Below are 24,146 nucleotides of genomic sequence, written 5' to 3'. Positions count from 1 at the left end.
TCCTGAGCGAGGCCCTTGGCCGGTGTGGCGGAATGGCAGACGCGGAGCACTCAAAATGCTTTGCCCGAAAGGGCGTGTGGGTTCGACCCCCACCACCGGCACCAGTTGACCGAACCCGGAGTTCACTCACCGGGCGGCGCCGCGAGAAACGCGCCGCGTCGCTCGATGAGACGACGAAGGTACGGGCCGAGCACGAGCTCGGCGATTCGTCCGAACGGGCCGAGCGGCGCGGCGAAGGCCACTCGATCGATCATGAGCGTGCCGCCACCCTCAGCCGCCTCGAACCGATGCTCGTGCCGGAACCACGAGAACGGCCCCCGCACTTGTTCGTCGACGAACGAGTTCGGCCGGCTGAGCTGCGTGATGCGACTCGTCATGCGGAGCGGCAGGCCGAGGTGCCACGCGCGCCAGGGTGACCTCCTCGCCGAGACCGATCACGCCCGAGGTCACTCCGTCGACCGCACGCTCTCGTGTCGCCGACATCGAGGCCGTGTGCGCGTCGACATCGAGCGACCGGTCGAACGCCGTCTCGACGTCGATCGGCAAGCGGGTACGACACTCGAACGCTACGGCCACGCACGCATTCTCGCATGCACGATGGGACGGATGCCGCGGCATCCGTTGCCCGCTCTGAGAACGCCCAAGGAGCCGGCCCGACCGGCCCGGCGCCTTCTGCCGGGCTCGGGCCGCGCTGAGGCGTCCGAGCTACTTCGACGTCCCGGCCTCGAGGATCGACACGATCGAGAACAGCGTGAAGCAGACCGCGCCGAGACCCACCAGGACGTGCGCGCCGACGAAGAAGCCCGACTCGGTCATGGTCGCCTCGAAGAGGAACGCGGCGAAGAACAGGCATGCGAGCGCCGTGCCAACCGGGATGATCGGAATCCGGTTGGCGAGGGCGAAGACCCGGCGCCACACGAGCGCGAGCAGCAGCACCTTGGACAGGATGCTGAAGCAGATGAGACCCAGACCGATGAGCACTGTCCCGGGAGCGAGGCGCGCCGGATCGTCCGAGCCGAACAGCACCACGAACCCGAGGACCACGTTGATGGTTCCCATCGCGACGACCCACCACGACCAGCGGTAGCGCTCGGCGTCGCCGAACTCGTTGCGGACCTGTCGCACGATGCTCGCGACGAGCGCGACGAGCGCGGAGCAGATCAGCGACAGGCCGACCAAGACATGCCCCGCGACCAGCGCGGCGTCGCCGCCCCTCGCGTAGAGGGTCACCGCGACCACGAGCCCGACGAGTGCGAGCAGCGCGGGGATCGCGATCAGCATGGCACCGACACCACGTGAGTAGGCACCCTCCGGCGCACCGCCCCCGACGGGACGCGCAGCGCTCTTCTGGATGAGTACGAACTTGGTCGATGCTGTCGCCACGGTGCTCACGCATCCCGCGATGAACCCGATGCCGAGTACCACATGACCGGCCACGACGAACGGCGAGTCGTCGCCCCGCCCGATGATCGTGATGCCCCAGATCACTGTCGCGAGGGCGACCGCGTATCCGAGCACCGGCAGCGCGACGACCCAGAACCGGCCGTACCGGTGGACGAGCTGGCGAATGATCGTCGCGGCGGTCGTGAAGAGCGCGATGCAGATCGCGGTCAGGGCGATGTTGACGTGGCCTGCGACGAAGTGGTTCGCCTCGTCACCGCCCGACAGGACGTAGAGCCCGAACGCGAGGCATACCGCCCCCATCACCAACGGGATCGCACGGAAGAGAACGCTGATCGATCGGTTCATGCTCACTCCTCAGGCGGACGAGGTGCTGCGACTCCATGCTAGCAAACCACCGAATTCCGGCCTGTCGCCCTGCCGACTACCCACGCATTCCGACACGCAGCGCAGCGGATGCCGCGACATCCGCTACCCGCCTGTGAGCGCGCGGAGGCGGCCCTCACGGGACCGACCCCTCGCGGGCTGACGGCTAGAGCACCTCGCCGACGACGTGCACACGCACGTCGTTCGTGGTGCCGGGGATTCCGGGAGGGGACCCGGAGATGATGATGACCTTCTCGCCCTTGACGGCCTTGCCGGTCTTGGCGAGCACCTCGTCGACCTGGCCGACCATTTGGTCAGTATGCGTGACGCGGGCGACAACGTAGCACTCGACGCCCCAGTTGAGCGCCAGGCGACGTCGGATCGCCGGGTCGGGCGTGAACGCGAGGATCGGGATCTTCGAGCGCAGACGCGTCATGCGACGCACCGACTCCCCGGACTCGGTGAAGACGCAGAGGTACTTCGCCTCGACGAAGTCGGCGACCTCGACGGCTGCGGCCGTGATCGCGCCGGCCTGAGTGCGCGGCTTCGTGCCGAGCGGCAGAATGCGGTCGAGCCCGTGCTGCTCGGTCGACTCGACGATGCGGGCCATCGTCTGCACGGTGATGACGGGGTACTCTCCCACGCTCGTCTCGCCCGAGAGCATGACGGCGTCGGCTCCGTCGAGCACGGCGTTCGCGACGTCGGAGGTCTCGGCACGCGTCGGCACCGGGCTGTGGATCATCGACTCGAGCATCTGCGTGGCCACGATCACGGGCTTCGCGAGACGACGCGCGATCTCGACGGCGCGCTTCTGCACGATCGGCACCGCCTCGAGTGGCAGTTCGACGCCGAGGTCACCGCGGGCGACCATGATCGCATCGAACGCCTCGGTGATCTCTTCGAGCGCGTCGACTGCCTGCGGCTTCTCGATCTTCGCGACGACGGGCACGCGTCGCCCCATCTCGTCCATGATCTCGTGCACGCGAGTGATGTCAGAGGCGTCGCGGACGAAGGAGAGTGCGATGAGGTCGGCGCCGAGCTCGAGACCCCAGCGGAGGTCGGCCTCGTCTTTGTCGGAGAGCGCGGGCACATTCACCGCGACGCCGGGCAGGTTGATGCCCTTGTTGTTCGACACCGGCCCGGCGACGATGACCCGGGTGGTGACGACGGTGCCATCAGTCTCGACGACCTCGACGCGCACCTTGCCGTCGTCGATGAGCAGGAAGTCGCCCGGCTTCACGTCGTCGGGCAGGCCCTTGTACGTCGTGCTGACGAGCTCTTGCGTGCCGAGCACGTCGTCGGTGGTGATCTTGAAGATGTCACCCTCAGCGAGCTCGTGCGGCCCATCGGCGAATTTGCCGAGCCTGATCTTGGGGCCCTGCAGGTCGACGAGCACGGCGATCGCCCGACCGGAGTCGTTCGCCGCCTTGCGCACGTTCTGGTAAACGCCCTCGTGCACGTCGTAGCTGCCGTGGCTGAGGTTCATCCGTGCAACGTCGATGCCTGCATCGATGATCGCCCGGATCTGCTCATAGCTCGATGTCGCCGGCCCGAGGGTGGCGACGATCTTCGCTCGTCTCATGTGGTGTGTGCTCCCGATATTCTGCGCAAAGCGCTGGGTTGTGTTGGTCGAAGCGCGCCGTGCGGCGCGCAGTGGTCAGATGGAGAACGCCTGTGCCGTCGACGGGATCGGTGCGGGCAGCAGGGTCTCGCCTTCAAGGTAGCGGTCGACAGCAGACGCCGCAGCACGGCCTTCCGCGATGGCCCACACGATCAGGGACTGTCCGCGGCCGGCGTCCCCGGCGACGAACACGCCCGGCTGGGCCGTCGCATAGTCGGCTTCGCGCGCGATGTTGCCACGGTCGGTGACCGGCAGCCGCATCTGCTCGTCGAGCGCTGCGGTCTCGGGGCCGGTGAATCCGAGCGCGAGCAGCACGAGGTCGGCGGGAATCTCCCGCTCGGTGCCGGCCATCGGAACTCGGCGCCCGTCGAGGTACTCGGTCTCGGCCACGCGGATGGCGCGGACCTCGCCGGCGTCGTTCGCGAGGAACTCGACCGTCGAGGCGAGGAACTGCCGGTTGCCGCCCTCTTCGTGCGCGGTCTGCACCTCGAACAGCGTCGGATGCATCGGCCACGGCTGGTGCTCGGGACGGCTCGCGCCCGGCTCCTTGCCGATTGCGAGGTTGGTGACCGACAGGGCGCCCTGTCGGTGCGCGGTGCCGATGCAGTCGGCGCCGGTGTCGCCGCCACCGAGGACGACGACGTGCTTGCCCTCTGCGGTGATCTGATCGAACACCTGGTCACCGGCGAGGTGGCGGTTGGACTGGGTCAGGTAATCCATGGCGAAGTGCACTCCCGGCAGGTCTCGCCCCGGAATGGGCAGGTCACGCGGCACGATCGCGCCGGTCGCGACCACGACGGCGTCGTAGCGCTCGCGGAGCTGGGGCCACGTGATATCGACCCCGATGTTCACGCCGGCACGGAAGCGGGTGCCCTCTGCGGTCATCTGCGCGAGGCGCAGGTCGAGGTGCTTCTTCTCCATCTTGAAGTCGGGGATGCCGTAGCGAAGCAGACCCCCGATGCGGTCGTCGCGCTCGAAGACGGCGACCGTGTGACCTGCACGCGTCAACTGCTGTGCGGCAGCCAGGCCGGCGGGGCCGGAGCCGACGACCGCAACGGTCTTGCCCGTGAGCCGACCGGGCGGTTGCGGCTGCACCCATCCGCTTCCGAACGCCTGGTCGATGATCGAGACCTCGACCTGCTTGATGGTCACCGCGGGCTGGTTGATGCCGAGCACGCATGACGACTCGCAGGGGGCGGGGCAGAGCCGGCCCGTGAACTCGGGGAAGTTGTTCGTGGCGTGGAGGCGGTCTGCTGCCGCCCGACCTTCGCCGCGGTACATGAGGTCGTTCCACTCGGGGATCAGGTTGCCGAGCGGGCAGCCCTGATGGCAGAACGGAATGCCGCAGTCCATGCAGCGGCCGGCCTGGCGGCGGAGCTGGGCGGGGTCGCCCTGTTCGTAGACCTCTTTGAAGTCCATGATGCGCACCGGAACGGGTCGCCGCTTGGGCAGCTCGCGCTCGGTGACCTTCAGAAAGCCCTTCGGGTCAGCCATTCGTCACCTCGAGCGTGTTCATGGGCGCAGCCTCGTCCGGTGTCTGGATCGTCTCAGCCATTCGTCACCTCGAGCGTGTTCATGGGCGCAGCCTGGTCCGGTGTCTGGATCGTCTCAGCCATTCGTCACCTCGAGCGTGTTCATGGGCGCAGCCTCGTCCGGTGTCTGGATCGTCTCAGCCATTCGTCACCTCCAGAATTCTCGTCCAAACCACGTCTCCGTCGGGGTCGAGCCCCTCGTCGACCGCGCTCTGACGGGTGCGGAGCACTGCGGCGTAGTCGCGCGGCAGCACCTTGGTGAACCGGTCGAACGCCGCGTCGCCGGCAGCGAGGAGTGCCGCGGCGACTGCGGAATCGGTGTTCGCGACGTGCTGTTCGAGCAGGTCGCGCACGATCTCGCGGTCGGCACTGCCGAGTGACGTCAGCTCGAGTTCTCCGGTGGTCAGGGACTCGCGGTTGACTCGTCGCTCGCGGAGCCCGAGCACGTAGGCGGTGCCGCCCGACATGCCGGCGCCGAGGTTGCGGCCCGTCTCGCCGAGAATCAGCGCGAGACCACCGGTCATGTACTCGAGCGCGTGATCGCCGACGCCTTCGACGACCGCGGTCGCCCCCGAATTGCGCACGAGGAACCGTTCACCCACGATGCCGCGGATGAACATGCTGCCCTGTGTCGCGCCGTAGCCGATCACGTTGCCGGCGATCACGTTGCGTTCGGCCACGAAACCGCTGTCGCTCGACGGACGGACGACGATCTGGCCGCCGGAGAGGCCCTTGCCCACGTAGTCGTTCGAGTCGCCCTCGAGCCGCAGCGTGATGCCGCTCGGCAGGAACGCACCGAGCGACTGCCCGGCCGAGCCGGTGAGCGTGACGTCGATCGATCCGGCAGGGAGGCCGTGCTCGCCGCGACGCGCGGTGACCTCGTGTCCGAGCATCGTGCCGACGGCACGCTCGGTATTGCGAATCGGCAAGGCGATCTCGACCCTGCCGCCCCGCTCGAGCACGAGTTTGCTGCGGCGGATGAGCTCGTTGTCGAAGTGCTTGTCGAGTTCGTGGTCTTGCGCACGAGCGTTGCGCCGCGGCTCGGCCTCGGCGAAGTCGGGGCCGACGAGCACCGGAGAGAGGTCGAGGCCCGACGCCTTCCAGTGATCGACGGCACGGTCGACATCGAGCAGTTCGCGTCGACCGATGATCTCGTCGATCGATCGGTAGCCGAGCTCGGCGAGGTACTCCCGCACCTCTTGGGCGATGAACTCGAAGAAGTTGACGACGAACTCGGGCTTGCCCGAGAAGCGCTTGCGCAGCTCGGGATTCTGGGTCGCGACGCCGACCGGGCAGGTGTCGAGGTGGCAGACGCGCATCATGACGCAGCCCTGCACGACGAGCGGTGCGGTGGCGAAGCCGAACTCCTCGGCTCCGAGGAGCGCACCGATCACGACGTCTCGGCCGGTTTTCAGCTGCCCGTCGACCTGCACCACGACGCGGTCGCGCATGCCGTTCAGCATGAGGGTCTGCTGGGTCTCGGCGAGGCCGAGCTCCCACGGCGTGCCGGCGTGCTTCAGCGAGTTCAACGGGCTCGCCCCGGTGCCGCCATCGTGTCCTGAGACGAGGATCACGTCGGCGAGGGCCTTGGCCGTGCCGGCGGCGACCGCGCCGATGCCCGACTGGCTCACGAGCTTCACGTGCACGCGAGCCTTCGGATTCGCGCGCTTCAAGTCGAAGATCAGCTGCTTGAGGTCTTCGATGGAGTAGATGTCGTGGTGCGGCGGCGGCGAGATCAGCCCGACTCCGGCGGTCGCGTGCCTGGTGCGCGCCACCCACGGGTACACCTTCGTCGGCGGCAACTGACCGCCCTCGCCGGGCTTGGCGCCCTGGGCGAGCTTGATCTGGATGTCGTCGGCGTGCGTGAGGTACATGCTCGTGACGCCGAACCGGCCCGATGCGACCTGCTTGATCGCGCTGCGTCGCTCGGGGTCGAGCAGCCGGTCGAGGTCTTCGCCGCCTTCGCCCGTGTTGGACTTGGCGCCGAGACGGTTCATCGCGATCGCGAGCGACTCGTGCGCCTCTTTGGAGATGGAGCCGTAGCTCATCGCACCGGTCGAGAACCGCTTGACGATCGACTCGATGGATTCGACCTCATCGATCGGCACTGCCGGCCGAGTGCCGGTTCGCAGCGCGAACATGCCGCGCAGCGTCATCAGCTCTTCAGCCTGCGAGTCGACGAGCGAGGTGTACTCGCGGAACACGTCGTACCGCCGGTTCCTCGTGGAGTGCTGCAGGCGGAAGACCGTCTCGGGGTTGAAGAGGTGAGGCGAGCCGTCGCGGCGCCACTGGTACTCGCCGCCCGTGCTCAGACGCTCGTGGGCGCGGACAGCGGCGTCTTGCGGGTACGCCTGGGTGTGCCGGTCGAGGTTCTCGACCGCGATCGCATCGATGCCCACTCCGCCGAGCTTCGACGTCGTACCCGTGAAGAATTCGTCGATGAAGCCCTGCGCCAGGCCGATGGCCTCGAAGGCCTGCGCACCCGCATACGAGGAGATGGTCGAGATGCCCATCTTCGACATGATCTTCAGCACGCCCTTGCCGAGCGCCTTGATGACGTTGCGCACCGCTTCTTCGGGCGTCACACCGGTGATCACGCCCGAACGCACGAGGTCTTCGCACGTCTCCATCGCGAGGTAGGGGTTCACAGCGGATGCCCCGTAGCCGATGAGCAGCGCGACGTGATGCACTTCGCGAACATCGCCCGCCTCGACGACGAGGCCGACCTTCATGCGGTTCTCGGAACGGATGAGGTGGTGATGCACCGCCGAGAGCATGAGCAGCGACGGAATCGGCGCCAGGTCTTTGTTGGAGTCCCGATCGCTCAGCACGATGAAGGCGGCTCCGGCCTCGATGGCCTCATCGACCTCACCGCAGATCGCCGTGAGACGGTTGCGCATCGCGTCGGCGCCCTCGTCGAAGCGGTAGAGGCCGCGCACCGTGACCGTCGTACGGCGCCCGGGCGTCGGGTCGATGTGCACGATCTTCGCGAGCTCGTCGTTGTCGATCACGGGGAACGTGAGCGAGACCTGCCGGGCGTGCTCGGGGCCTGCGTCGAGCAGGTTGCGCTCGGGGCCGAGGGAGGTGCCGAGCGAGGTGACGACTGCCTCGCGGATCGAGTCGAGCGGTGGGTTGGTGACCTGCGCGAACTGCTGCGTGAAGTAGTCGAAGAGCAGTCGTGGGCGCTCGGAGAGCACCGCGATCGGCGTGTCGGAGCCCATCGCACCGAGGGGTTCCGCCGCAGTGCGCGCCATCGGCGCGAGCAGGATCCTCACCTCTTCCTCGGTGTAGCCGAAGGTGCGCTGACGCCGATTGACGGATGCCGGCGGGTGCACGATGTGCTCGCGCTCGGGCAGCTCCGCCAACTGGATGCGACCCTGCTCGAGCCAATCTCCCCACGGCTCCGCTGCGGCGAGCTCGGCCTTGATCTCGTCGTCTTCGATGAGGCGACCCGCCTCGGTGTCGACGAGGAACATGCGCCCCGGCTGCAGCCGGCCCTTGCGCACGATGCGACTCTGATCGATGTCGAGCACGCCGATCTCGCTCGCGAGCACGACGAGTCCGTCGTCGGTCACGACGTATCGGCCCGGGCGCAGTCCGTTGCGGTCGAGGGTCGCGCCGACGAGCGCGCCATCGGTGAAGACGATCGCCGCGGGGCCGTCCCACGGCTCCATGAGCATCGAGTGGTACTCGTAGAACGCGCGACGCTCGGCGTCGATCTCGGTCTGGTTCTCCCATGCCTCGGGCACCATCATCATGACCGCGTGCGGCAGGCTGCGGCCGGCGAGCGTCAGGAGCTCGACGACCTCGTCGAAGGAGGCGGAGTCGCTCGCTCCCGGTGTGACGATCGGCCGGATCGGCGCGAGGTCGCCGAGGAGCTCCGACTCGAGCTGCGACTGGCGCGCCCGCATCCAGTTGCGGTTGCCCTGAATGGTGTTGATCTCGCCGTTGTGCGCGATCATGCGGAACGGCTGGGCGAGCGGCCACGACGGGAAAGTGTTCGTCGAGTAGCGCGAGTGCACGAGCGCGAGCTTCGATGCGAAGCGCTCATCGGAGAGGTCGGGATAGAAGGGCTCGAGCTGCAGGGTCGTGACCATGCCCTTGTAGACGAGAGTGCGGCTGGAGAGCGAGGCGAAGTAGAGTTCGAGCTCGCGTTCGGCGCGCTTGCGCAACCGGAAGGTGAGCCGGTCGAGCTCGATGCCCGACACGGACGCACCGGTCGACGAGGTGGCGACGGCGTGCACGAACAGCTGCTGCACGACCGGCATGGCTGCACGGGCGAGAGTACCGAGCTCATCGGGTCGCACGGGCACTTCGCGCCATCCGATCACCGAAAGGCCTTCGGATGCCGCAAGTCCGACCAGTGCCTGCTTGACCCTGCTGCGCGCGGTGGGGTCGACGGGCAGGAAGGCGTTGCCGACGGCGTACGCCCCGGCGGCCGGAAGCGCGAATGCGGTGACCGCGCGGAGGAATTCGTCGGGCACCTGCGTCACGATGCCCGCCCCGTCGCCGGTGCCGGCGTCGGAGCCGACGGCACCGCGGTGCTCGAGGTTGCGCAGGGCGTCGAGTGCCACGGTGATGATGTCGTGCCCGGCCGTGCCACGCAGGGTCGCGACCATCGCGAGGCCGCAGGCGTCTTTCTCGTCGGCAGGGTCGTACATGCCCTGGGCAGCGGGAACAGTACCGAACCTCGAGAAGGGTGGGGTGAGCGACACGTGAACCGTCCTCATCAACTAAGTGTGCAGCGGGGGACGTCGTCGGCCCATCAAGGGAGATGTCGCAACGCGTGATGCGGCGTCGCTTTCGGAGAACGCGGTGTTGGGGCGTACCTACTTCGAGGTGGATCGGCTGGGGCTTGTGGCCGCCGGTTCGCCCGATTCGCTCGCGCCCTCGACCTCATCGTCGAGAGAGTCGGAGTCGGACTCGGTGTCTTCGGAGTCTACCTCAGCATCGGGAGCGCTCCATTCACGCCCCGGCACGTACGGACTCGGCTCGTCGCCGGTGTGGCGGCGGCGCTGCACGAGGATCAGGACGATGCCGATGACGATCGCCGCGAATGACGCCCAGACGTTCACCCGGATACCGAGGAACATCTCGCTCGGGTCGACGCGGATGGACTCGAAGAACGAACGGCCTGCGCCGTACCAGATGAGGTAGACGCCGAAGGCCTTGCCCCAGCGCAGGTTGAACTTGCGCTCGAGCAGGATGATGACCGCGGCACCCGCGAGGTTCCAGATGAGTTCGTAGAGGAACGTGGGGTGGAAGAGCGTGCCTTCGGCCAGACCGGCCGGGAAAGCGGCGTTGTCGGAAGAGATCTCGAGGCCCCAGGGCAGGTCTGTCGGCGAACCGAAGAGCTCGTGGTTGAACCAGTTGCCGAGGCGGCCGACCGCTTGCGCGACGAGCAGGCCGGGCGCAAGTGCGTCGGCGAACGACCAGAAACGGATGCCCGTGAACCTGCACCCGATGATCACGCCGACTGCGCCGCCGATGAGGGCGCCGTAGATCGCGTTGCCGCCCTCCCAGATGGCGAAGACGGTCCACCATTCCTGCCCCGCGAAGTAATCGGCGGGGTGCGTGAACACGTGGTAGAACCGAGCGCCGATGATGCCGAGGGGCACGGCCCAGAGTGCGATGTCGAGCACGATGCCGGGCTCTGCGCCGCGCTTGGTCAGCCGGCGCGAGGTGATGATGACGGCGAGGATGATGCCGACGAGGATGCAGAGCGCGTACGTGTTGATGACGAGCACGCCCCAAGGCACGGGGATCTCGAATGCGCGCCACGCGGGGTCTGGGCTCGGGATGCTGAACGGTGCGATCACGCCGGCTTGTGCCTTTCCTCAGTTGCGTCGGCCGCTGACGGCCTCAATGAGCGTACTTCACTCCGCGCGGGTTCCGCGCGCGAGTTCCGCGGCGAGCTCGCCGACGGCCGGCACACCGCCGGTCGCAAGTGCGTTCACGAGCGCCGAGCCCACGATCGCGCCCTCTGCGTACTCGAGCACCTCGGCGACCTGCGCGGCCGTGGAGATGCCCACACCGACGCAGCTCGCGGGCGCACCCGCTTCGGTCAGCCGCTCGACGAGCGTGCGAGCGGCTCGGTCGACGTCGCTGCGGGCGCCCGTGATACCCATCGTCGACACGGCGTAGACGAAGCCGCGGCTCGCCTCGATGGCCTGCCTGATGCGAACGTCGCTCGACGTCGGCGCGGCGAGGAACACCCGGTCGAGACCCGTGCGCTCGGATGCCGCGATCCACGCCGCAGCCTCATCGGGGATGAGATCCGGGGTGATGAGCCCCGCTCCCCCGGCAGCTGCGAGATCGTCGGCGAAGTGGTCGACGCCGTACTGCACGACGGGGTTCCAATAGGTCATGATCAGCACCGGGGCATCCACCCGCTCGGTGATGCGCCGGACCGCCTCGAAGCCGTCGGCGAGACGGAAGCCGTTCGCAAGGGCCTGCTGGGTCGCCGCCTGAATGACGGGGCCGTCCATGACTGGGTCCGAATAGGGCAATCCCAGTTCGATGGCATCGACACCGTGCTCGACCATGGCGACCGCCGCTTCGACGCTCTCGTCGAACGTCGGGAACCCGACCGGCAGATAGCCGATGAGGGCGCCGCGCGCGTCGTCGTTCCGCCGGCGGATGACGGGACCGACCGTGTTCATTCGGCGTTCTCCTGGTCGTAGAGCTCGAAGTAACGTGCGGCAGTGTCCATGTCTTTGTCGCCGCGACCCGAAAGATTCACGAGGATCGTCGCCTCGGGGCCGAGCTCACGGCCGAGTTCGAGTGTGCCGGCGAGGGCGTGTGCGGACTCGATGGCCGGGATGATGCCCTCGGTGAGGGTGAGCAGGCGGAGCGCCTCCATGGCCGCGGCGTCGGTGACCGGGCGGTAGCTCGCCCGGCCCAGTGCAGCGAGCCACGAGTGCTCGGGGCCGACGCCCGGATAGTCGAGGCCCGCAGAGATCGAATGCGACTCGATCGTCTGGCCGTCATCGTCTTGCAACAGGTAGCTGCGTGCACCGTGAAGCACACCAGGGCGCCCCTTCGTGATGGTCGCCGCGTGCCGCTCGGTCTCGACACCGTCACCGCCCGCCTCGAAGCCGTACAGCGCGACATCGGTGTCGTCGAGGAAGGCGTGGAAGATGCCGATCGCGTTCGAGCCGCCGCCGACGCACGCCGTGACCGCGGTCGGCAGCGCGCCCGTGAGATCGAGCACCTGCTGGCGTGCCTCTTCGCCGATGATCTTCTGGAAGTCGCGCACCATCTCGGGGAACGGGTGCGGGCCCGCGACCGTGCCGAAGATGTAGTTGGTCGTCTCGACATTGGTGACCCAGTCGCGCATCGCTTCGTTGATGGCGTCTTTCAGCGTGCGCGAGCCCGCCTTCACCGCGATGACCTCGGCCCCGAGCAGTCGCATTCGGGCGACGTTCAGCGCCTGCCGTTCGGTGTCGACCTCGCCCATGTAGATCACGCAGTCGAGCCCGAAGAGCGCCGCAGCAGTGGCCGTCGCGACGCCGTGCTGACCCGCACCCGTCTCGGCGATCACGCGCGACTTGCCGATTCGCTTCGTCAACAGCGCTTGACCGAGCACGTTGTTGATCTTGTGCGAACCCGTGTGGTTGAGGTCCTCGCGCTTCAGGATGACCCGGGCGCCGCCGGCGTGCGCAGCGAACCGCGGCACCTCGGTGATGATCGAGGGTCGACCCGTGTAGCTGCGGCCGAGTTCGGCGAGTTCGGCGCCGAACGCCGGATCGAGCTTCGCGAGATCGTAGGCTTCGCCGAGCTCATCGAGGGCGGCGATGAGCGACTCGGGCACGAAGCGCCCGCCGAATTCGCCGAAATACGGACCGGTCTGCGCTCTGAGCGCCATGTCACACCGCCAGGAAAGCTGAGAGGTTGGCAATCGGGTCGCCGCCCGTGACGAGCGCCTCGCCGACGAGCACGACGTCGGCGCCCGATGAGCGGTAGTGCGCGACATCCGCAGCCGACAGCACCGCGGACTCCGCGACGCGGATCGCGCCCTCGGGGAATCGAGGGGCGAGTCGGCCGAAGAGGTCGCGGTCGAGCTCGAAGGTCGAGAGGTCGCGGGCGTTCACGCCGATGAGGCGAGCACCGAGTGCGGCAGCTCGCTCGAGCTCTGCGGCCGAATGGGTCTCGATGAGCGGCGTCATGCCGAGTTCGACGATGAGATCGTGGAGCTCGCGCAGCAGGGTGTCGTCGAGCGCGGCGACGATGAGCAGCACGAGGTCGGCGCCCGCGGCGCGGGCCTCGAACACCTGATACGGCGTCGCGATGAAGTCCTTGCGAAGCACCGGCAAGGCGACGGCACGACGCACGGTCTCGAGGTCTGCGAGGGAGCCGCCGAACTTGCGCCCCTCGGTGAGCACGCTGATCGCGCTCGCACCACCCAACTCGTAGCTCCGGGCGAGCGCAGCAGGGTCTTCGATCGACGCGAGCGGGCCGCGCGAAGGGCTCGACCGCTTGATCTCGGCGATGATCTTCACGTGGGCCGCCGGCCGGAGCGCCTCGAGGGCGTCGAGGGCGGCCGGACGCGCGAGCGCGGCTGCCTCGACTTCGGCGAGCGTCGTGCTCTCGCGGCGCGCCAGAGCGTCGGCGACAGCGTTCGCCGTCAACTCATCGAGCATCAGTGCACCTTTTCGGCGACCTTCGAGCCGCCGACGCCGTAGCCGGCACGCGTGAGCACCCAGCCGACGAGAAGGCCGACGATGAGGAGCCCTGCCGAAGCCCAGACGAGCCACTGCAGCTCGAAGAAGAAGGCGACGGTGCCGATGATGAACGCGATGAGCATGATCGTGACGGCGGTCCATGCCGCGGGCGAGTGTCCGTGGCCGGGATCTGCGGTCTCAATGCTCATGATGCTCCTTCGTGCGGGGTTTTCGTCGGTCAGTCTAGCGGTTCGGACCGCTGGGGCTCTCGTCATGGTTCGGGTCGGCGGCCTCGCCGTCGCTCGGATCGCCGATCGGGTCGCCGGTCGGATCGTCGGCGGGATCGCCGGTGGGGTCGTCGCCACGGCTCAAGCCGTCCCAGTCGTCGATCGCGCGATCCGAGGCAGGGCGTTCCCCGTCGCCGGATCCCGCATTCGACGCTCGCGCGCCACCGTAGCGCCGCGACGAGCCCGGCCAGCGGCCGCCGGTCACGAGCACCGCTAGGCCCGCGAGCACCATGAGCGCTCCGCCCACGATCGCGATCACCGGCCACAGCGTCGGGGATGCGGACGCCACGAGCTCGGCCGTCGGCGCGGCACCGGCGACGCCCGTGGCCTCGGTGACCGCGGGAGAAACTGCGGCGATCGGATCGGCCAGCGAAATGCCCGCGGCGAGCAGCACGCACCCGCCGAGCACGATCTCGAGCACGCCGAGCACGACACGGATGCCCGGGCCCGCGATCGCCAGAGCGGCCACGAGGGCGAGTCCGGCGAGTCCGAGCGCGGCGAGTGCCGGTGAGGCGACGCTGCCTGCGACGGCGACCGGCTCACCGGAACCGGCGACGGTGCTCGCCTCGATCACGAGTTCGAACCAGGTCTGGCTCCAGGAGAGCAGCACGAGCCCCGATGCGACGATCGTCGCGAGGATCGTCGGCAGCTTCATGCGCGCCGGCTTCATGACTCCACCCGTCTCATCGCGTTGGCGACCGCAACGGCGCGAAGCGGTGCAGCAGCCTTGTTGCGCGACTCCTGGTACTCGGACTCGGGATCGGAATCGGCGACGAGACCGCCGCCGGCCTGCACCCGGGCGACGCCGCCCGAGATGGTCGCCGTGCGGATCGCGATGGCGAGGTCGGCGTCGCCGCCGAATCCGAAGTAGCCGACGACTCCCCCGTAGAGACCGCGCTGCGCCGGCTCGAGCTCATCGATGATCTCGAGTGCCCTCGGCTTCGGTGCGCCGGAGAGCGTGCCCGCGGGGAACGTCGCACGGAACACGTCGATCGCGTTCGCCCCCGGCACGAGATCACCCTCGACGGAGGAGACGAGGTGCATGATGTGGCTGAAGCGCTCGACGCGCATGAACTCGGTCACCTCGACCGAGCCCGCGATGCAGACCTTCGCGAGGTCGTTGCGGGCGAGGTCGACGAGCATCAGGTGCTCGGCCTGCTCCTTCGGGTCGGCGATGAGCTCCGCCTCGAGGTCGGCATCCGCTTCGGGAGTCGCGCCTCGCGGCTTCGACCCGGCGATCGGATGCGTGAACACCCGGCTCTGCTGCACCTTCACGAGTGCCTCGGGCGAAGACCCGACGATCCAGTACGGCTGCCCCGCCATGTCTTCGAGATGCAGGAGGTACATGTACGGACTCGGGTTCAGGCTGCGAAGCACGCGGTACACATCGATCGGATGCGCCGTCGCCTGCTGCTCGAACCGCTGCGAGATGACCACCTGGAAGATGTCGCCGTCGCGGATGTACTCCTTCGAGCGATCGACGGCGGCGAGGAAGTCGGACTTCTCGGTGCGGTGCACCGGATCGGCGGCGCGTGTGAGGTCGATCTCGGCGAGCCACGCCTCGGTGGGCTGCGCGAGACCGCGCTGCATGCGGTCGAGCCTCGTCTGCGCGTCGTTCCAGAGTGCACCGGCGTCTTCGCCACGGTCGTTCAACACCGATGCGATGAGCTGCACCGTGCCCGTGCGATGGTCGATCACCACGAGCTCGGAGACGAACGCGAACGCTTGTCCGGGCATTTGGAACTCCGACGGCGGGCGATTCGGCAACCGCTCGATCTGTCGGATCGCCTCCCAGCCGATGAACCCGACGAGGCCGCCCGTGAGCGGCGGTGCGCCAGGCACGTCTTCGGTGCGCCACCGTTCGAACAAGGCCTCGAGCGCGGCCAGAGGGGCCAGGCCCGCGGCGTCGCCGAGCGCGCGTTCGGCGCTGAGGCCGTAGTCCTGCCACCGCACCCGGTCGTCGGCCTCGGTGATCACGCCATACGACGAGACCCCGACGAAGGAGTACCGCGACCAGATGCCGCCCTGCTCCGCCGACTCGAGCAGGAACGTGCCCGGCCGGCCGCCCGCGAGCTTGCGGTAGATGCCCACCGGTGTCTCACCGTCGGCGAAGAGTTCGCGCACGACGGGCACGACGCGGCGCCCCGCGCGCAGTGCGGTGAACTCGTCGAACGTGGTCGTGGCGTCGGCCAACGTGTGCTCCTCAAGTCAGTCGGCTGGTGGGAACCCCGGGGTCACGGCGATCGGGTCGCCGTCGAAGCAGGTGCGGGTGCCGGTGTGGCACGCGGCGCCGACCTGCTCGACCTTCACCAGCAGGGTGTCGGCGTCGCAGTCGAGGGCGGCCGAGCGCACGTACTGCACGTGGCCCGAGGTGTCGCCCTTGCGCCAGTACTCCCGCCGCGATCGCGACCAGAACGTCACTCGGCCCTCGGTCAGGGTGCGGCGGAGCGCCTCGCGATCCATCCAGCCGAGCATCAGCATCTCACCGCTGTCCCACTGCTGGATGACGGCGGGCAGTAGGCCGTCGGCGTTGAAGACTGCACGCTCGAGCGCCTCATCGACCGTCGATTCCGTGGTCATCGCACGATCCTCCCATCGGCCGCCAGTGCGGCCTTCACTTCGCCGATCGTCAGCTCGCCGTTGTGGAACACGGATGCCGCGAGCACGGCATCGGCTCCCGCCGCGATGGCGGGCGGGAAATCGGCGACCGCGCCCGCTCCACCCGAGGCGATGACGGGCACGGTCGAGAGCTCGTGCATGAGCGCGGTGAGTTCGAGGTCGAAGCCGGCCTTCGTGCCGTCGGCGTCGATCGAGTTGACGAGCAATTCCCCCGCGCCGAGTTCGATGCCCCGGCGCGCCCATTCGAGCGCATCGAGGTCGGTCTCGGTGCGGCCGCCATGGGTCGTCACCACGAAGCCCGACGGGGTGCGACCCGAGCGCTTGACGTCGAGCGAGAGCACGAGCACCTGGGCGCCGAACCGGTCGGCGATCTCGTCGATGAGCGCGGGGCGGGCGATGGCCGCGCTGTTGACGCCGATCTTGTCGGCGCCGTGACCCTGCAGCCGCGCGACGTCTTCGGTCGAGCGGATGCCGCCGCCGACCGTGAGTGGGATGAAGACCTGTTCGGCCACCCGCTGCACCATGTCGTAGGTCGTCGATCGAGCGTCGACCGTCGCGGTGACGTCGAGGAACGTGAGTTCGTCAGCGCCCTGTTCGGCGTAACGGGCCGCGAGCTCGACGGGGTCACCCGCATCGCGCAGGTTCTGGAAGTTGACGCCCTTCACCACGCGGCCTGCGGCCACGTCGAGGCACGGAATCACACGGACGGCGAGAGACACTCCGGCCTCACAACCGTGCCGCGTGGATGGCGCTCACGAGGATCGCCCGTGCACCCAACTCGTAGAGCTCGTCCATGACGTGGTTCATCTCGGCGCGAGGGATCATGACGCGCACCGCGACCCACTCGGGGTCGTGCAGCGGCGACACCGTCGGCGATTCGAATCCCGGAGCGGCAGCGGTCGCGCGTTCGAGGTGCTCCACCGGCACGTCGTAGTCGAGCAGCACGTACTGGCGCGCGACGAGCACTCCCTGCAGCCGTCGCAGCAACGTCGATGCGCCGGGCTTGTCGACCCCCGACCCGATGAGCACGGCCTCGGAGTCGAGAATGACGGGGCCGAAGATCTCGAGTCCGGCCGCGCGAAGTGTCGAGCCCGTGGAGACGACGTCGGCGACGGCGTCCGCGACGCCGAGCCGCACAGCGGACTCGACCGCGCCGTCGAGCTTCACGAGCTTGGCGGTGACACCGTGACCGGCGAGGAACGCCCCCACGAGACCCGGGTAGCTCGTGGCCACGCGAACGCCGTCGAGCTCGGAGAGCTCGACGAAGCCGCCGGCCGGCCCGGCGAAGCGGAAGGTCGAGTCGCCGAATCCGAGCGGCGCGATCTCTACGGCATCCGACCCCGAATCGAGCAGGAGGTCGCGACCCGTGATGCCGACGTCGAGCGCGCCGGAACCCACGTACGTCGCGATGTCGCGCGGGCGGAGGTAGAAGAACTCGACCCCGTTGCGAGGGTCGGCGGTGTGCAGGTCGCGCGGGTCGCGGCGACCGGTGTACCCGGCCTCCCACAACATCTGCGCGGCGGTTTCAGCGAGCGAGCCCTTGTTGGGCACGGCGATTCGGAGCATGTTCTGTCTCTGGTTCTCGGCAATACTGCCGTGTCGACGGTTCTGAGCAGCCATGGACGTTTCAGAGATGTCGGTACACGTCGGCGGGCGAGAGCCCCTTCGCGAGCATCAGCACCTGCAGGTGGTAGAGGAGCTGCGAGATCTCTTCAGCCGTCTCGTCATCGCTCTGGTACTCGGCGGCCATCCACACCTCGGCCGCCTCCTCGACGATCTTCTTGCCGATGGCGTGCACGCCGGCGTCGAGCTCGCGCACCGTGCCGGAACCCTCTGGTCGGGTTCGGGCTTTGTCTGCGAGCTCGACGAAGAGTTCGTCGAAGGTCTTCACACTTCTAGGCTACCGGTGCGTGTGGGTGTGCGCCGACGCGGCGTCACGAAGCTCGGCGATGCGCTCGGCCGGCACCTCGGCCCCGAAAACCGCCGAACCCGCGACGAAGGTGTTCGCGCCGGCCGCGGCGGCGATGCCGATCGTCTCGAGCGAGATGCCGCCGTCGACCTGCAACCACACGTCGAGGCCGGTCTCGCGCACCGTACTCGCGAGCCTGGTGAGCTTCGGCATCGTTTCGGACATGAACGACTGACCGCCGAAGCCGGGCTCGACGGTCATCACGAGCACCTGGTCGAACTCTGGCAGCAGTTCGAGGTAGGGCTCGACATCAGTGCCGGGCTTGAGAGCGATGCCCGCGCGGGCGCCGATCTCACGGAGTCGCCGCGCAAGTGCCACGGGGTCGGAGGCGGCCTCGGCATGGAACGTCACCGAGAACGCACCCGTCTCGGCGTAGCCGGGCGCCCAGCGATCGGGATCGTCGATCATGAGGTGCACATCGAGCGGAATCGGGCTCACCTCTTGCAACCGCCCGACCATCTGCAGGCCGAAGGTGAGGTTCGGCACGAAATGGTTGTCCATCACGTCGACGTGCACGAGGTCGGCACTCGCGATGCGCCCGAGCTCGCGCTCGAGGTTCGCGAAGTCGGCAGCGAGGATGCTCGGGTTGATCCGCGTCGTCATGCAGCCACCCTACCGATCGGTGCCCGCGGGTGAGGGGGCATCGTGCTGCTTCTGCACGAGGGCGATGAACATCGCGTCGGTGCCGTGCCGGTGGGGCCAGAGCTGCACCGTCTCGGCCTCGCCGGCGAGGTCGAGCGGATGCCGCGACAGCCCCTCGACCACAGCGCGCGTGTCGAGCTGACGAGCCGACGTGCCTGCTCGTCGAAGCGCGGCGGCGAGCGTGCCCTGCGTCTCGGCGGTATGCGGCGAGCACGTGACGTACGCGAGGATCCCGCCGGGCGCGAGCGCGGCGAACGCGCTGTCGAACAGTTCGCCTTGGAGTTTCGCCAACTCGGCGACATCCGATGGGGCCTTGCGCCATCTCGCCTCGGGGCGGCGGCGGAGCGCGCCGAGCCCCGTGCACGGCGCGTCGAGCAGGATGCGATCGAAGCCGGCAGGCGCGCCGAGCGCCTCGAGGTCGAGGTCACGGCCGTCGCCGACGTGAACATCGACGGAGAGCGGCACCCCCGCGATCGCCTTGCGCACGAGCTCCGCCCGAACCGGCACGGTCTCCGTCGCCGACAGCACGGCCCCACCCGTCAGCGCCTCCGCGGCGAGCACCGCGGTCTTGCCGCCCGGGCCGGCGCAGAGGTCGAGCCAGTGCTCGCCCGCACGCACGGGCATGGCACGACTGAGCGCGAGTGCCGCGAGCTGGGAGCCCTCGTCTTGCACGCGGATGCGGCCGCCGGAGCCCTCGGCAGCGGCGATCGGGTCGTCGGCGACCGCGCCGATCGGCGAGAACCGATCGGGTTCGAATCCCTCGATGCCAGCGGTGTCGACATCGAGCCCCGGCAACACGGCGAGGTTCACGCGGGGCGAGGCATTGTCAGCGTCGAGGAGCGATTCCAGCTCATCGGCGCGACCCTCGCGCTCGAGCGCGGTGCGGAGCGCTCGCACGATCCACTCGGGATGGCTCGCCACCGCGGCAAGGCGGGCATCTTCGCCGGCAGCGCCCTCGGCGACGAGCTCTCGCCATGTTTCGGGTGACGATCGCGAGATCGTGCGCAGCACCGCGTTCACGAACCCGGCGGCCTTCGGCGCCGCCCTCCGCGCGAGCTCGACCTGCTCGTTGACGGCAGCGTGCGTCGCGACCCTGGTTGCGAGCAACTGGTGCGCGCCGAGCCGCAGCACATCGAGCACTGCTGGGTCGATGGCGCCGACGGGGCGATTCGCGGCGAGTTCGATGACGCGATCGTAGAACCCCTGCATGCGCAGCGTGCCGTAGGTCAACTCGGTCGCGAAGGCCGCGTCGGCGCGACTCAGGCCGGCACGGCGGATGCGAGCAGGCAGGAGGAGGTTCGCGTAGGCCTCATCGGTTCGCACCGCTTCGAGTACGTCGACGGCGACGAGGCGTGCGGGTGAGATCCGAGCCCCGGTGCCGCCGCCGGCGCTGCGCGGCCGGCCAGTACCACTCATCGGGCCACCCCCGCGGTCTGGGCGGCGCCGCGCCACCAGTCCCCTGCGTCCATCGCCGGCTTGCCTGCGGGTTGCACCCGCCGCAGCTCCAGCGGCCTCGTGGCCGTGCCGATCAGCAGGCGTCGTGCAACACGGGCGATCTCGCCGGGCCCGAGCGCCGGGACATCCGCCGCCTCGTCGACGCCGTCGAGCCCCAGTATCTTGACTCGCTGTCCGTCGACCGTCGTCCATGCGCCCGGCTCGGGCGTCACTCCGAGGTAGCGCGCTCGCACCTCCGACGCGGGGAGCGACCAGTCGAGGCGCGCATCGTCGATCGTGAGTTTCGACGCGAACGTCGGTTCACCGCGCTGGGGCACGGCGTGCGCCGCACCCTCGGCGATGCCGTCGACCACGCCGGCCAACAGCTGCGCCCCCGAGACGGCGAGTTCATCGAGCAACTCCCCCGCCGTCTCATCACCTCCGAGCGGTCGTTCCTGCATCGCGAAGACGTCACCCGCATCGAGTTCAGGCACGAGCTGGAACACGGATGCCCCTGCGACGGTGTCTCCGGCGATGAGCGAATGCTGCACGGGCGCGGCCCCTCGCCAGGCGGGCAGGAGGGAGAAGTGCAGGTTGATCCAGCCACGCTGAGGCGTTGAGAGCAGCGGCTCGCGCACCAGCCCGCCGTAGGCCACGATGACGCCGAGATCGGGTGCGAGCTCGACGATGCGCGCAGTGGCCTCGGCGTCGAGTCGATTGGTCTCGATGAGCGGTAGCTTCAAGCGCGCCGCCGCCTGTGCGACCGGCGACGGGGTCAGCACGCGCTTGCGGCCGAGCGGCGCCGGTCGCCGTGTCACGACGCCGACGAGATCATGGTCGCTCGCCGAGAGGCGCTCGAGAGACGGGACAGCCGCGGCAGGAGTGCCGGCGAAGATGATGCGGAGCTTCTGCACACTCCATTGTCGCCGACGAACGAGCGGTAACGGGACCCCGGGACCCGAGCTCAGAGCGAGATCGGCTCGACGTCCCGGAGAAACGGATGAGTCTCGTCCTTGCCCGACAGAACGGCCTCACCGAGCGGGATCGGCCAGTCCACCGCAAGATCCGGGTCGGCCAGATTCACGAAGGTGTACAGCTCGTAGGCGTCGGGGGTCCAGTGTCGGTTCACGCTGTAGAGGTAATGAAGTGCGCTCAAGCACTGGTACGAGTTCGCGACACCTGCTGGAACGAAGACCGCATTGTCGGGGCGGAGCTCAGTCGTCACGATCCTCCCGAACGTCTCCCCCGCTCTGAGATCCACATATGCAGCGAAGGCGGTGCCGTCGATGATCGAGATGTACTTGTCCCACGGCTCGGCGTGAAACCCCCGAGTCGATGCCCGCTCATTGAAAGCCACGCTGGTCTGGACGACGTCGAACGTTGCAGGAAGACCCGCGCCGACCAGCTTCTCGCGATGGTACTTCTCCTGAAACCATCCTCGAGAATCTTCGACACGGGTCACATCGAACACGAGCAATCCGGGAATCTCCGTCGTTTTCCCAGTGAATTGCGTGGTCGATGAACCCATCCTCAGCGCCTCCGTGCTCGAACGTCGCAAACCCGCGAGTCGCTTGACCAACCGCGAGAACCACCCCACGATAGCGCCCCGAAGTCATGCCGATTCGACGCACCGAACGCTGAAGACCCCGCCGGCTACGGGACCTCGGGATCGTCGAAGCGCACTCGAAGCACCGACGGCCGCTTCGGTGGCCTGCCCGTGACCGGCCGCCGCCGCTCGGTGGCGACTCGGATCATCTCGGCGCGCAGCGCCTTCGCGACCGCACCGCCGGCCGCGTAGTCGAATCGCACGATCGCCCGCTCGAGCCCTTCGCCGGCGGGCACCGGGCCGAGCGCATCGACGCCATCGGCGGCGGCTCGTGCCGCCGTGAGCGCCCGGGCGACCAAGGCGGGCGCAGCCGTCACGCTCGCCACGCGCACGGCGGGAGGGAAACGCAGCGCCCGGCGAGCGGCGAGCTCACCGCTCGCCCACTCGGGCTGCCGCCACGACGCCAGCGCGGTCGCCAGCGCTCCGGCAACCCCGACGAGAAAGACCGGCGAACCGGGTGCCGCGAGCGCCGCGGCATTCGACCACCATCGCAGACAGTCTTCGGCGACGCGGAGGGATTCACGCAGCAGCATCCGCTCGCCGTCGAGGAGGAGCACGGCGCGGTAGCCGCCGTCGGCAATCGGCTCGGCACCGCGCGTCGCGACCACCAGGGCCGGCTCGGCAGTCACCCGGAGCACCGGACGCTCTCCGTCGGAGAGGATGACCCGGGACGTCGGGAACGCCCGACCGAGCTCTTCCGCCGTGCGGCTCGCGCCGACGGTGACAGCACGCAGCTTCACGCCCTCGCAGACCGGGCAGCGCCACGTGCTCCCGCTCGTGCCGCAGAGCACGCAGCGCGGGTCGCCGCCGCTGCGCGGCACGACCAGGGCGCCGCCGCACGCGGTGCATCGCGCAGGCTCACGGCAACGATCGCAGCTGAGCAGCGGCGCGTGGCCGGGACGTGCGACCTGCACGAGCACCGGCCCTTCGAGGATCGCCTGCTGCGCCGCACGCCACGCACTCGAAGGGATGCGCGCCGAACCGGGGTCGGGCGCCGACTGCTGCTCGGTCGGAATGACACGGGGTCGAACATGCTTGACGGCAGTCACCTCGTGCGCCCAACCGATCTCGACGAGCCGCTCGACCTCGACGCTGCGCGTGTGACCGAGGAACACGAGGGCCGCACCCGACTGCTCCTGCCGGATGAGCGCGGCATCGCGAGGGTGCACACCCGGGGCGAGCTGCTCGTTCTGCAACGAGTCGCCGTCATCCCACATGGCGATGAGGCCGAGCCTGGTCGCGGGTGCGTACACCGTCGAACGGTTGCCGATGATCACGCGCGCATCGGGCGCCGTCGCGTCGAGGAAGGCGCGGAAGCGCTCCCCGCCCGTCTGCCGCGCGTCGGTGCGCAGCACACGTCGAGGGTCGACGCGATCGGCCAGGGCGGCCTGGAGCTGCTCCTGGTCGCGGTAATCGGGCACGATGATGAGGCTCGACCGATCGGATGCGAGCGTGTGGGCGGCCGCGGCCGCGAGCGTCGCCGCCCACGCACCGACCCACTCGCCCGAGCCGAGCCGAACCGGCCGGGGGTCGGCGACGAGCGCCATCCGCTCGCCCGCGTCGATGCCGGTCTCGAGACGGCCCCGGTCGTAGCCAGGAATCGCGGGCGGCGGGGCCGGCAGCTCACCGCGGTCGGGTTCTGCTGCACGCCACGCCCGCTCGGCTCGCACATACCGGCTGGGGATTGCCAGCCGAAGGATGTCACCGGCGTTGCCGGCGGCGCGATCCGCGGCCGAGCGGGCCAGCGCCCACACTTCGGGCATGAGCAACGGCGCCTCGGAGACGACGTCTTCGAGTTCGCTCAGGCGACCGGTGAACTCGCTCGTCTCCGAGAGTTCGACCAACCAGCCGTTGGCGATGCGCCCGCCCGATCGCAGCGGCACCCGCACTCGCACCCCGGCAACGGCCGCCTCACGGAGCCGATCGGGCACCGCGTAGTCGAAGAGCTGGTCGAGCTGGGGCAGGGGCGAGTCGACGAGCACACGGGCGACGGAGCCGCCGGTCAC

The 24,146-nt window shown here is 68.9% G+C and carries 21 protein-coding genes and 1 tRNA gene; 1 reads left to right on the top strand and 21 read right to left on the bottom strand.

Annotated features, from left to right (window positions below; translation table 11 throughout):
• Positions 1-18: 18 nt before the first annotated feature.
• Positions 19-104, top strand: a tRNA-Leu gene (locus AC1C2S_RS17340).
• Positions 105-122: 18 nt separating this feature from the next.
• Here AC1C2S_RS17340 and AC1C2S_RS17335 read toward each other — a convergent pair.
• From AC1C2S_RS17335 to AC1C2S_RS17235, 21 genes are all read right to left on the bottom strand, one after another.
• Entirely contained in the window at positions 123-377 is a 255-nt protein-coding gene (locus AC1C2S_RS17335; RefSeq protein ID WP_495353844.1) for an SRPBCC family protein, read from the bottom strand.
• A gap of 328 nt (positions 378-705) precedes the next feature.
• The gene (locus AC1C2S_RS17330; RefSeq protein ID WP_495353843.1) at positions 706-1,749 is read right to left on the bottom strand and encodes a DUF2776 family protein; all 1,044 of its coding nucleotides are present in this window, start codon (positions 1,747-1,749) and stop codon (positions 706-708) included.
• A 184-nt stretch (positions 1,750-1,933) separates the two neighbouring features.
• Positions 1,934-3,349 (bottom strand): pyruvate kinase, encoded by a 1,416-nt coding sequence (gene pyk, locus AC1C2S_RS17325; RefSeq protein WP_495353842.1) that lies wholly within the window; start codon positions 3,347-3,349, stop codon positions 1,934-1,936.
• 75 nt (positions 3,350-3,424) lie between these two features.
• A complete protein-coding gene (locus tag AC1C2S_RS17320; RefSeq protein WP_495353841.1) occupies positions 3,425-4,882 on the bottom strand; it encodes a glutamate synthase subunit beta in 1,458 nt (485 codons plus the stop codon).
• Between the two features lie 175 nt (positions 4,883-5,057).
• Positions 5,058-9,650, bottom strand: a complete 4,593-nt coding sequence (gltB, locus tag AC1C2S_RS17315) for a glutamate synthase large subunit (protein ID WP_495353840.1) — start codon at positions 9,648-9,650, stop codon at positions 5,058-5,060.
• A 99-nt stretch (positions 9,651-9,749) separates the two neighbouring features.
• Positions 9,750-10,739, bottom strand: a complete 990-nt coding sequence (gene lgt / locus AC1C2S_RS17310; protein WP_495353839.1) for a prolipoprotein diacylglyceryl transferase — start codon at positions 10,737-10,739, stop codon at positions 9,750-9,752.
• A gap of 57 nt (positions 10,740-10,796) precedes the next feature.
• Positions 10,797-11,582, bottom strand: a complete 786-nt coding sequence (gene trpA / locus AC1C2S_RS17305; RefSeq protein WP_495353838.1) for a tryptophan synthase subunit alpha — start codon at positions 11,580-11,582, stop codon at positions 10,797-10,799.
• Complete coding sequence (gene trpB, locus AC1C2S_RS17300; RefSeq protein WP_495353837.1) at positions 11,579-12,787, bottom strand: tryptophan synthase subunit beta; 1,209 nt, start codon at positions 12,785-12,787, stop codon at positions 11,579-11,581. The genes trpA and trpB overlap by 4 nt, the downstream gene beginning before the upstream one ends.
• Before the next feature lies 1 nt (position 12,788).
• A complete protein-coding gene (gene trpC, locus AC1C2S_RS17295; protein ID WP_495353836.1) occupies positions 12,789-13,562 on the bottom strand; it encodes an indole-3-glycerol phosphate synthase TrpC in 774 nt (257 codons plus the stop codon).
• Positions 13,562-13,792, bottom strand: a complete 231-nt coding sequence (locus tag AC1C2S_RS17290; RefSeq protein ID WP_495353835.1) for a DUF6704 family protein — start codon at positions 13,790-13,792, stop codon at positions 13,562-13,564. Before AC1C2S_RS17290 ends, trpC begins: the two co-directional genes overlap by 1 nt.
• Before the next feature lie 34 nt (positions 13,793-13,826).
• Positions 13,827-14,525 carry a Trp biosynthesis-associated membrane protein gene (locus AC1C2S_RS17285; protein ID WP_495353834.1) on the bottom strand — a complete coding sequence of 233 codons (699 nt, stop codon included), beginning with the start codon at positions 14,523-14,525 and terminating at the stop codon, positions 13,827-13,829.
• An 11-nt stretch (positions 14,526-14,536) separates the two neighbouring features.
• Positions 14,537-16,063 carry an anthranilate synthase component I gene (locus AC1C2S_RS17280; RefSeq protein ID WP_495353833.1) on the bottom strand — a complete coding sequence of 509 codons (1,527 nt, stop codon included), beginning with the start codon at positions 16,061-16,063 and terminating at the stop codon, positions 14,537-14,539.
• A gap of 15 nt (positions 16,064-16,078) precedes the next feature.
• The gene (gene hisI, locus AC1C2S_RS17275) at positions 16,079-16,450 is read right to left on the bottom strand and encodes a phosphoribosyl-AMP cyclohydrolase (RefSeq protein WP_495353832.1); all 372 of its coding nucleotides are present in this window, start codon (positions 16,448-16,450) and stop codon (positions 16,079-16,081) included.
• Entirely contained in the window at positions 16,447-17,208 is a 762-nt protein-coding gene (gene hisF, locus AC1C2S_RS17270; RefSeq protein ID WP_495353831.1) for an imidazole glycerol phosphate synthase subunit HisF, read from the bottom strand. The genes hisI and hisF overlap by 4 nt, the downstream gene beginning before the upstream one ends.
• Before the next feature lie 7 nt (positions 17,209-17,215).
• A complete protein-coding gene (hisG, locus tag AC1C2S_RS17265; RefSeq protein WP_495353830.1) occupies positions 17,216-18,055 on the bottom strand; it encodes an ATP phosphoribosyltransferase in 840 nt (279 codons plus the stop codon).
• A 61-nt stretch (positions 18,056-18,116) separates the two neighbouring features.
• Entirely contained in the window at positions 18,117-18,380 is a 264-nt protein-coding gene (locus AC1C2S_RS17260) for a phosphoribosyl-ATP diphosphatase (protein ID WP_495353829.1), read from the bottom strand.
• 9 nt (positions 18,381-18,389) lie between these two features.
• Entirely contained in the window at positions 18,390-19,061 is a 672-nt protein-coding gene (gene rpe, locus AC1C2S_RS17255) for a ribulose-phosphate 3-epimerase (RefSeq protein ID WP_495353828.1), read from the bottom strand.
• A 9-nt stretch (positions 19,062-19,070) separates the two neighbouring features.
• Positions 19,071-20,516 (bottom strand): RsmB/NOP family class I SAM-dependent RNA methyltransferase, encoded by a 1,446-nt coding sequence (locus tag AC1C2S_RS17250; RefSeq protein ID WP_495353827.1) that lies wholly within the window; start codon positions 20,514-20,516, stop codon positions 19,071-19,073.
• Positions 20,513-21,448, bottom strand: coding sequence for a methionyl-tRNA formyltransferase (gene fmt / locus AC1C2S_RS17245; protein ID WP_495353826.1), 936 nt, complete (start codon positions 21,446-21,448; stop codon positions 20,513-20,515). Before fmt ends, AC1C2S_RS17250 begins: the two co-directional genes overlap by 4 nt.
• A gap of 50 nt (positions 21,449-21,498) precedes the next feature.
• Positions 21,499-22,062: a dTDP-4-dehydrorhamnose 3,5-epimerase family protein gene (locus tag AC1C2S_RS17240; protein ID WP_495353825.1), complete on the bottom strand. Its 564-nt coding sequence runs from the start codon at positions 22,060-22,062 to the stop codon at positions 21,499-21,501.
• 125 nt (positions 22,063-22,187) lie between these two features.
• On the bottom strand, positions 22,188-24,146 hold the full coding sequence (locus AC1C2S_RS17235) for a primosomal protein N' family DNA-binding protein (protein WP_495353824.1): 1,959 nt from the start codon (positions 24,144-24,146) through the stop codon (positions 22,188-22,190).

Source organism: Agromyces sp. Y782, from assembly GCF_059445405.1.
The sequence above is the reverse complement of the archived record's forward strand: the minus strand, read 5'-3'. Positions and strand labels throughout refer to the sequence as shown.

Bases quoted from the DNA above. Each gene is read 5' to 3' on its own strand.
- AC1C2S_RS17335 (WP_495353844.1), bottom strand. From the start codon at position 377: ATGACGAGTCGCATCACGCAGCTCAGCCGGCCGAACTCGTTCGTCGAC.
- AC1C2S_RS17330 (WP_495353843.1), bottom strand. From the start codon at position 1,749: ATGAACCGATCGATCAGCGTTCTCTTCCGTGCGATCCCGTTGGTGATG.
- pyk (WP_495353842.1), bottom strand. From the start codon at position 3,349: ATGAGACGAGCGAAGATCGTCGCCACCCTCGGGCCGGCGACATCGAGC.
- AC1C2S_RS17320 (WP_495353841.1), bottom strand. From the start codon at position 4,882: ATGGCTGACCCGAAGGGCTTTCTGAAGGTCACCGAGCGCGAGCTGCCC.
- gltB (WP_495353840.1), bottom strand. From the start codon at position 9,650: ATGAGGACGGTTCACGTGTCGCTCACCCCACCCTTCTCGAGGTTCGGT.
- trpA (WP_495353838.1), bottom strand. From the start codon at position 11,582: ATGAACACGGTCGGTCCCGTCATCCGCCGGCGGAACGACGACGCGCGC.
- trpB (WP_495353837.1), bottom strand. From the start codon at position 12,787: ATGGCGCTCAGAGCGCAGACCGGTCCGTATTTCGGCGAATTCGGCGGG.
- trpC (WP_495353836.1), bottom strand. From the start codon at position 13,562: ATGCTCGATGAGTTGACGGCGAACGCTGTCGCCGACGCTCTGGCGCGC.
- AC1C2S_RS17290 (WP_495353835.1), bottom strand. From the start codon at position 13,792: ATGAGCATTGAGACCGCAGATCCCGGCCACGGACACTCGCCCGCGGCA.
- AC1C2S_RS17285 (WP_495353834.1), bottom strand. From the start codon at position 14,525: ATGAAGCTGCCGACGATCCTCGCGACGATCGTCGCATCGGGGCTCGTG.
- hisI (WP_495353832.1), bottom strand. From the start codon at position 16,450: ATGACCACGGAATCGACGGTCGATGAGGCGCTCGAGCGTGCAGTCTTC.
- hisG (WP_495353830.1), bottom strand. From the start codon at position 18,055: ATGCTCCGAATCGCCGTGCCCAACAAGGGCTCGCTCGCTGAAACCGCC.
- rpe (WP_495353828.1), bottom strand. From the start codon at position 19,061: ATGACGACGCGGATCAACCCGAGCATCCTCGCTGCCGACTTCGCGAAC.
- AC1C2S_RS17250 (WP_495353827.1), bottom strand. From the start codon at position 20,516: ATGAGTGGTACTGGCCGGCCGCGCAGCGCCGGCGGCGGCACCGGGGCT.
- AC1C2S_RS17240 (WP_495353825.1), bottom strand. From the start codon at position 22,062: ATGGGTTCATCGACCACGCAATTCACTGGGAAAACGACGGAGATTCCC.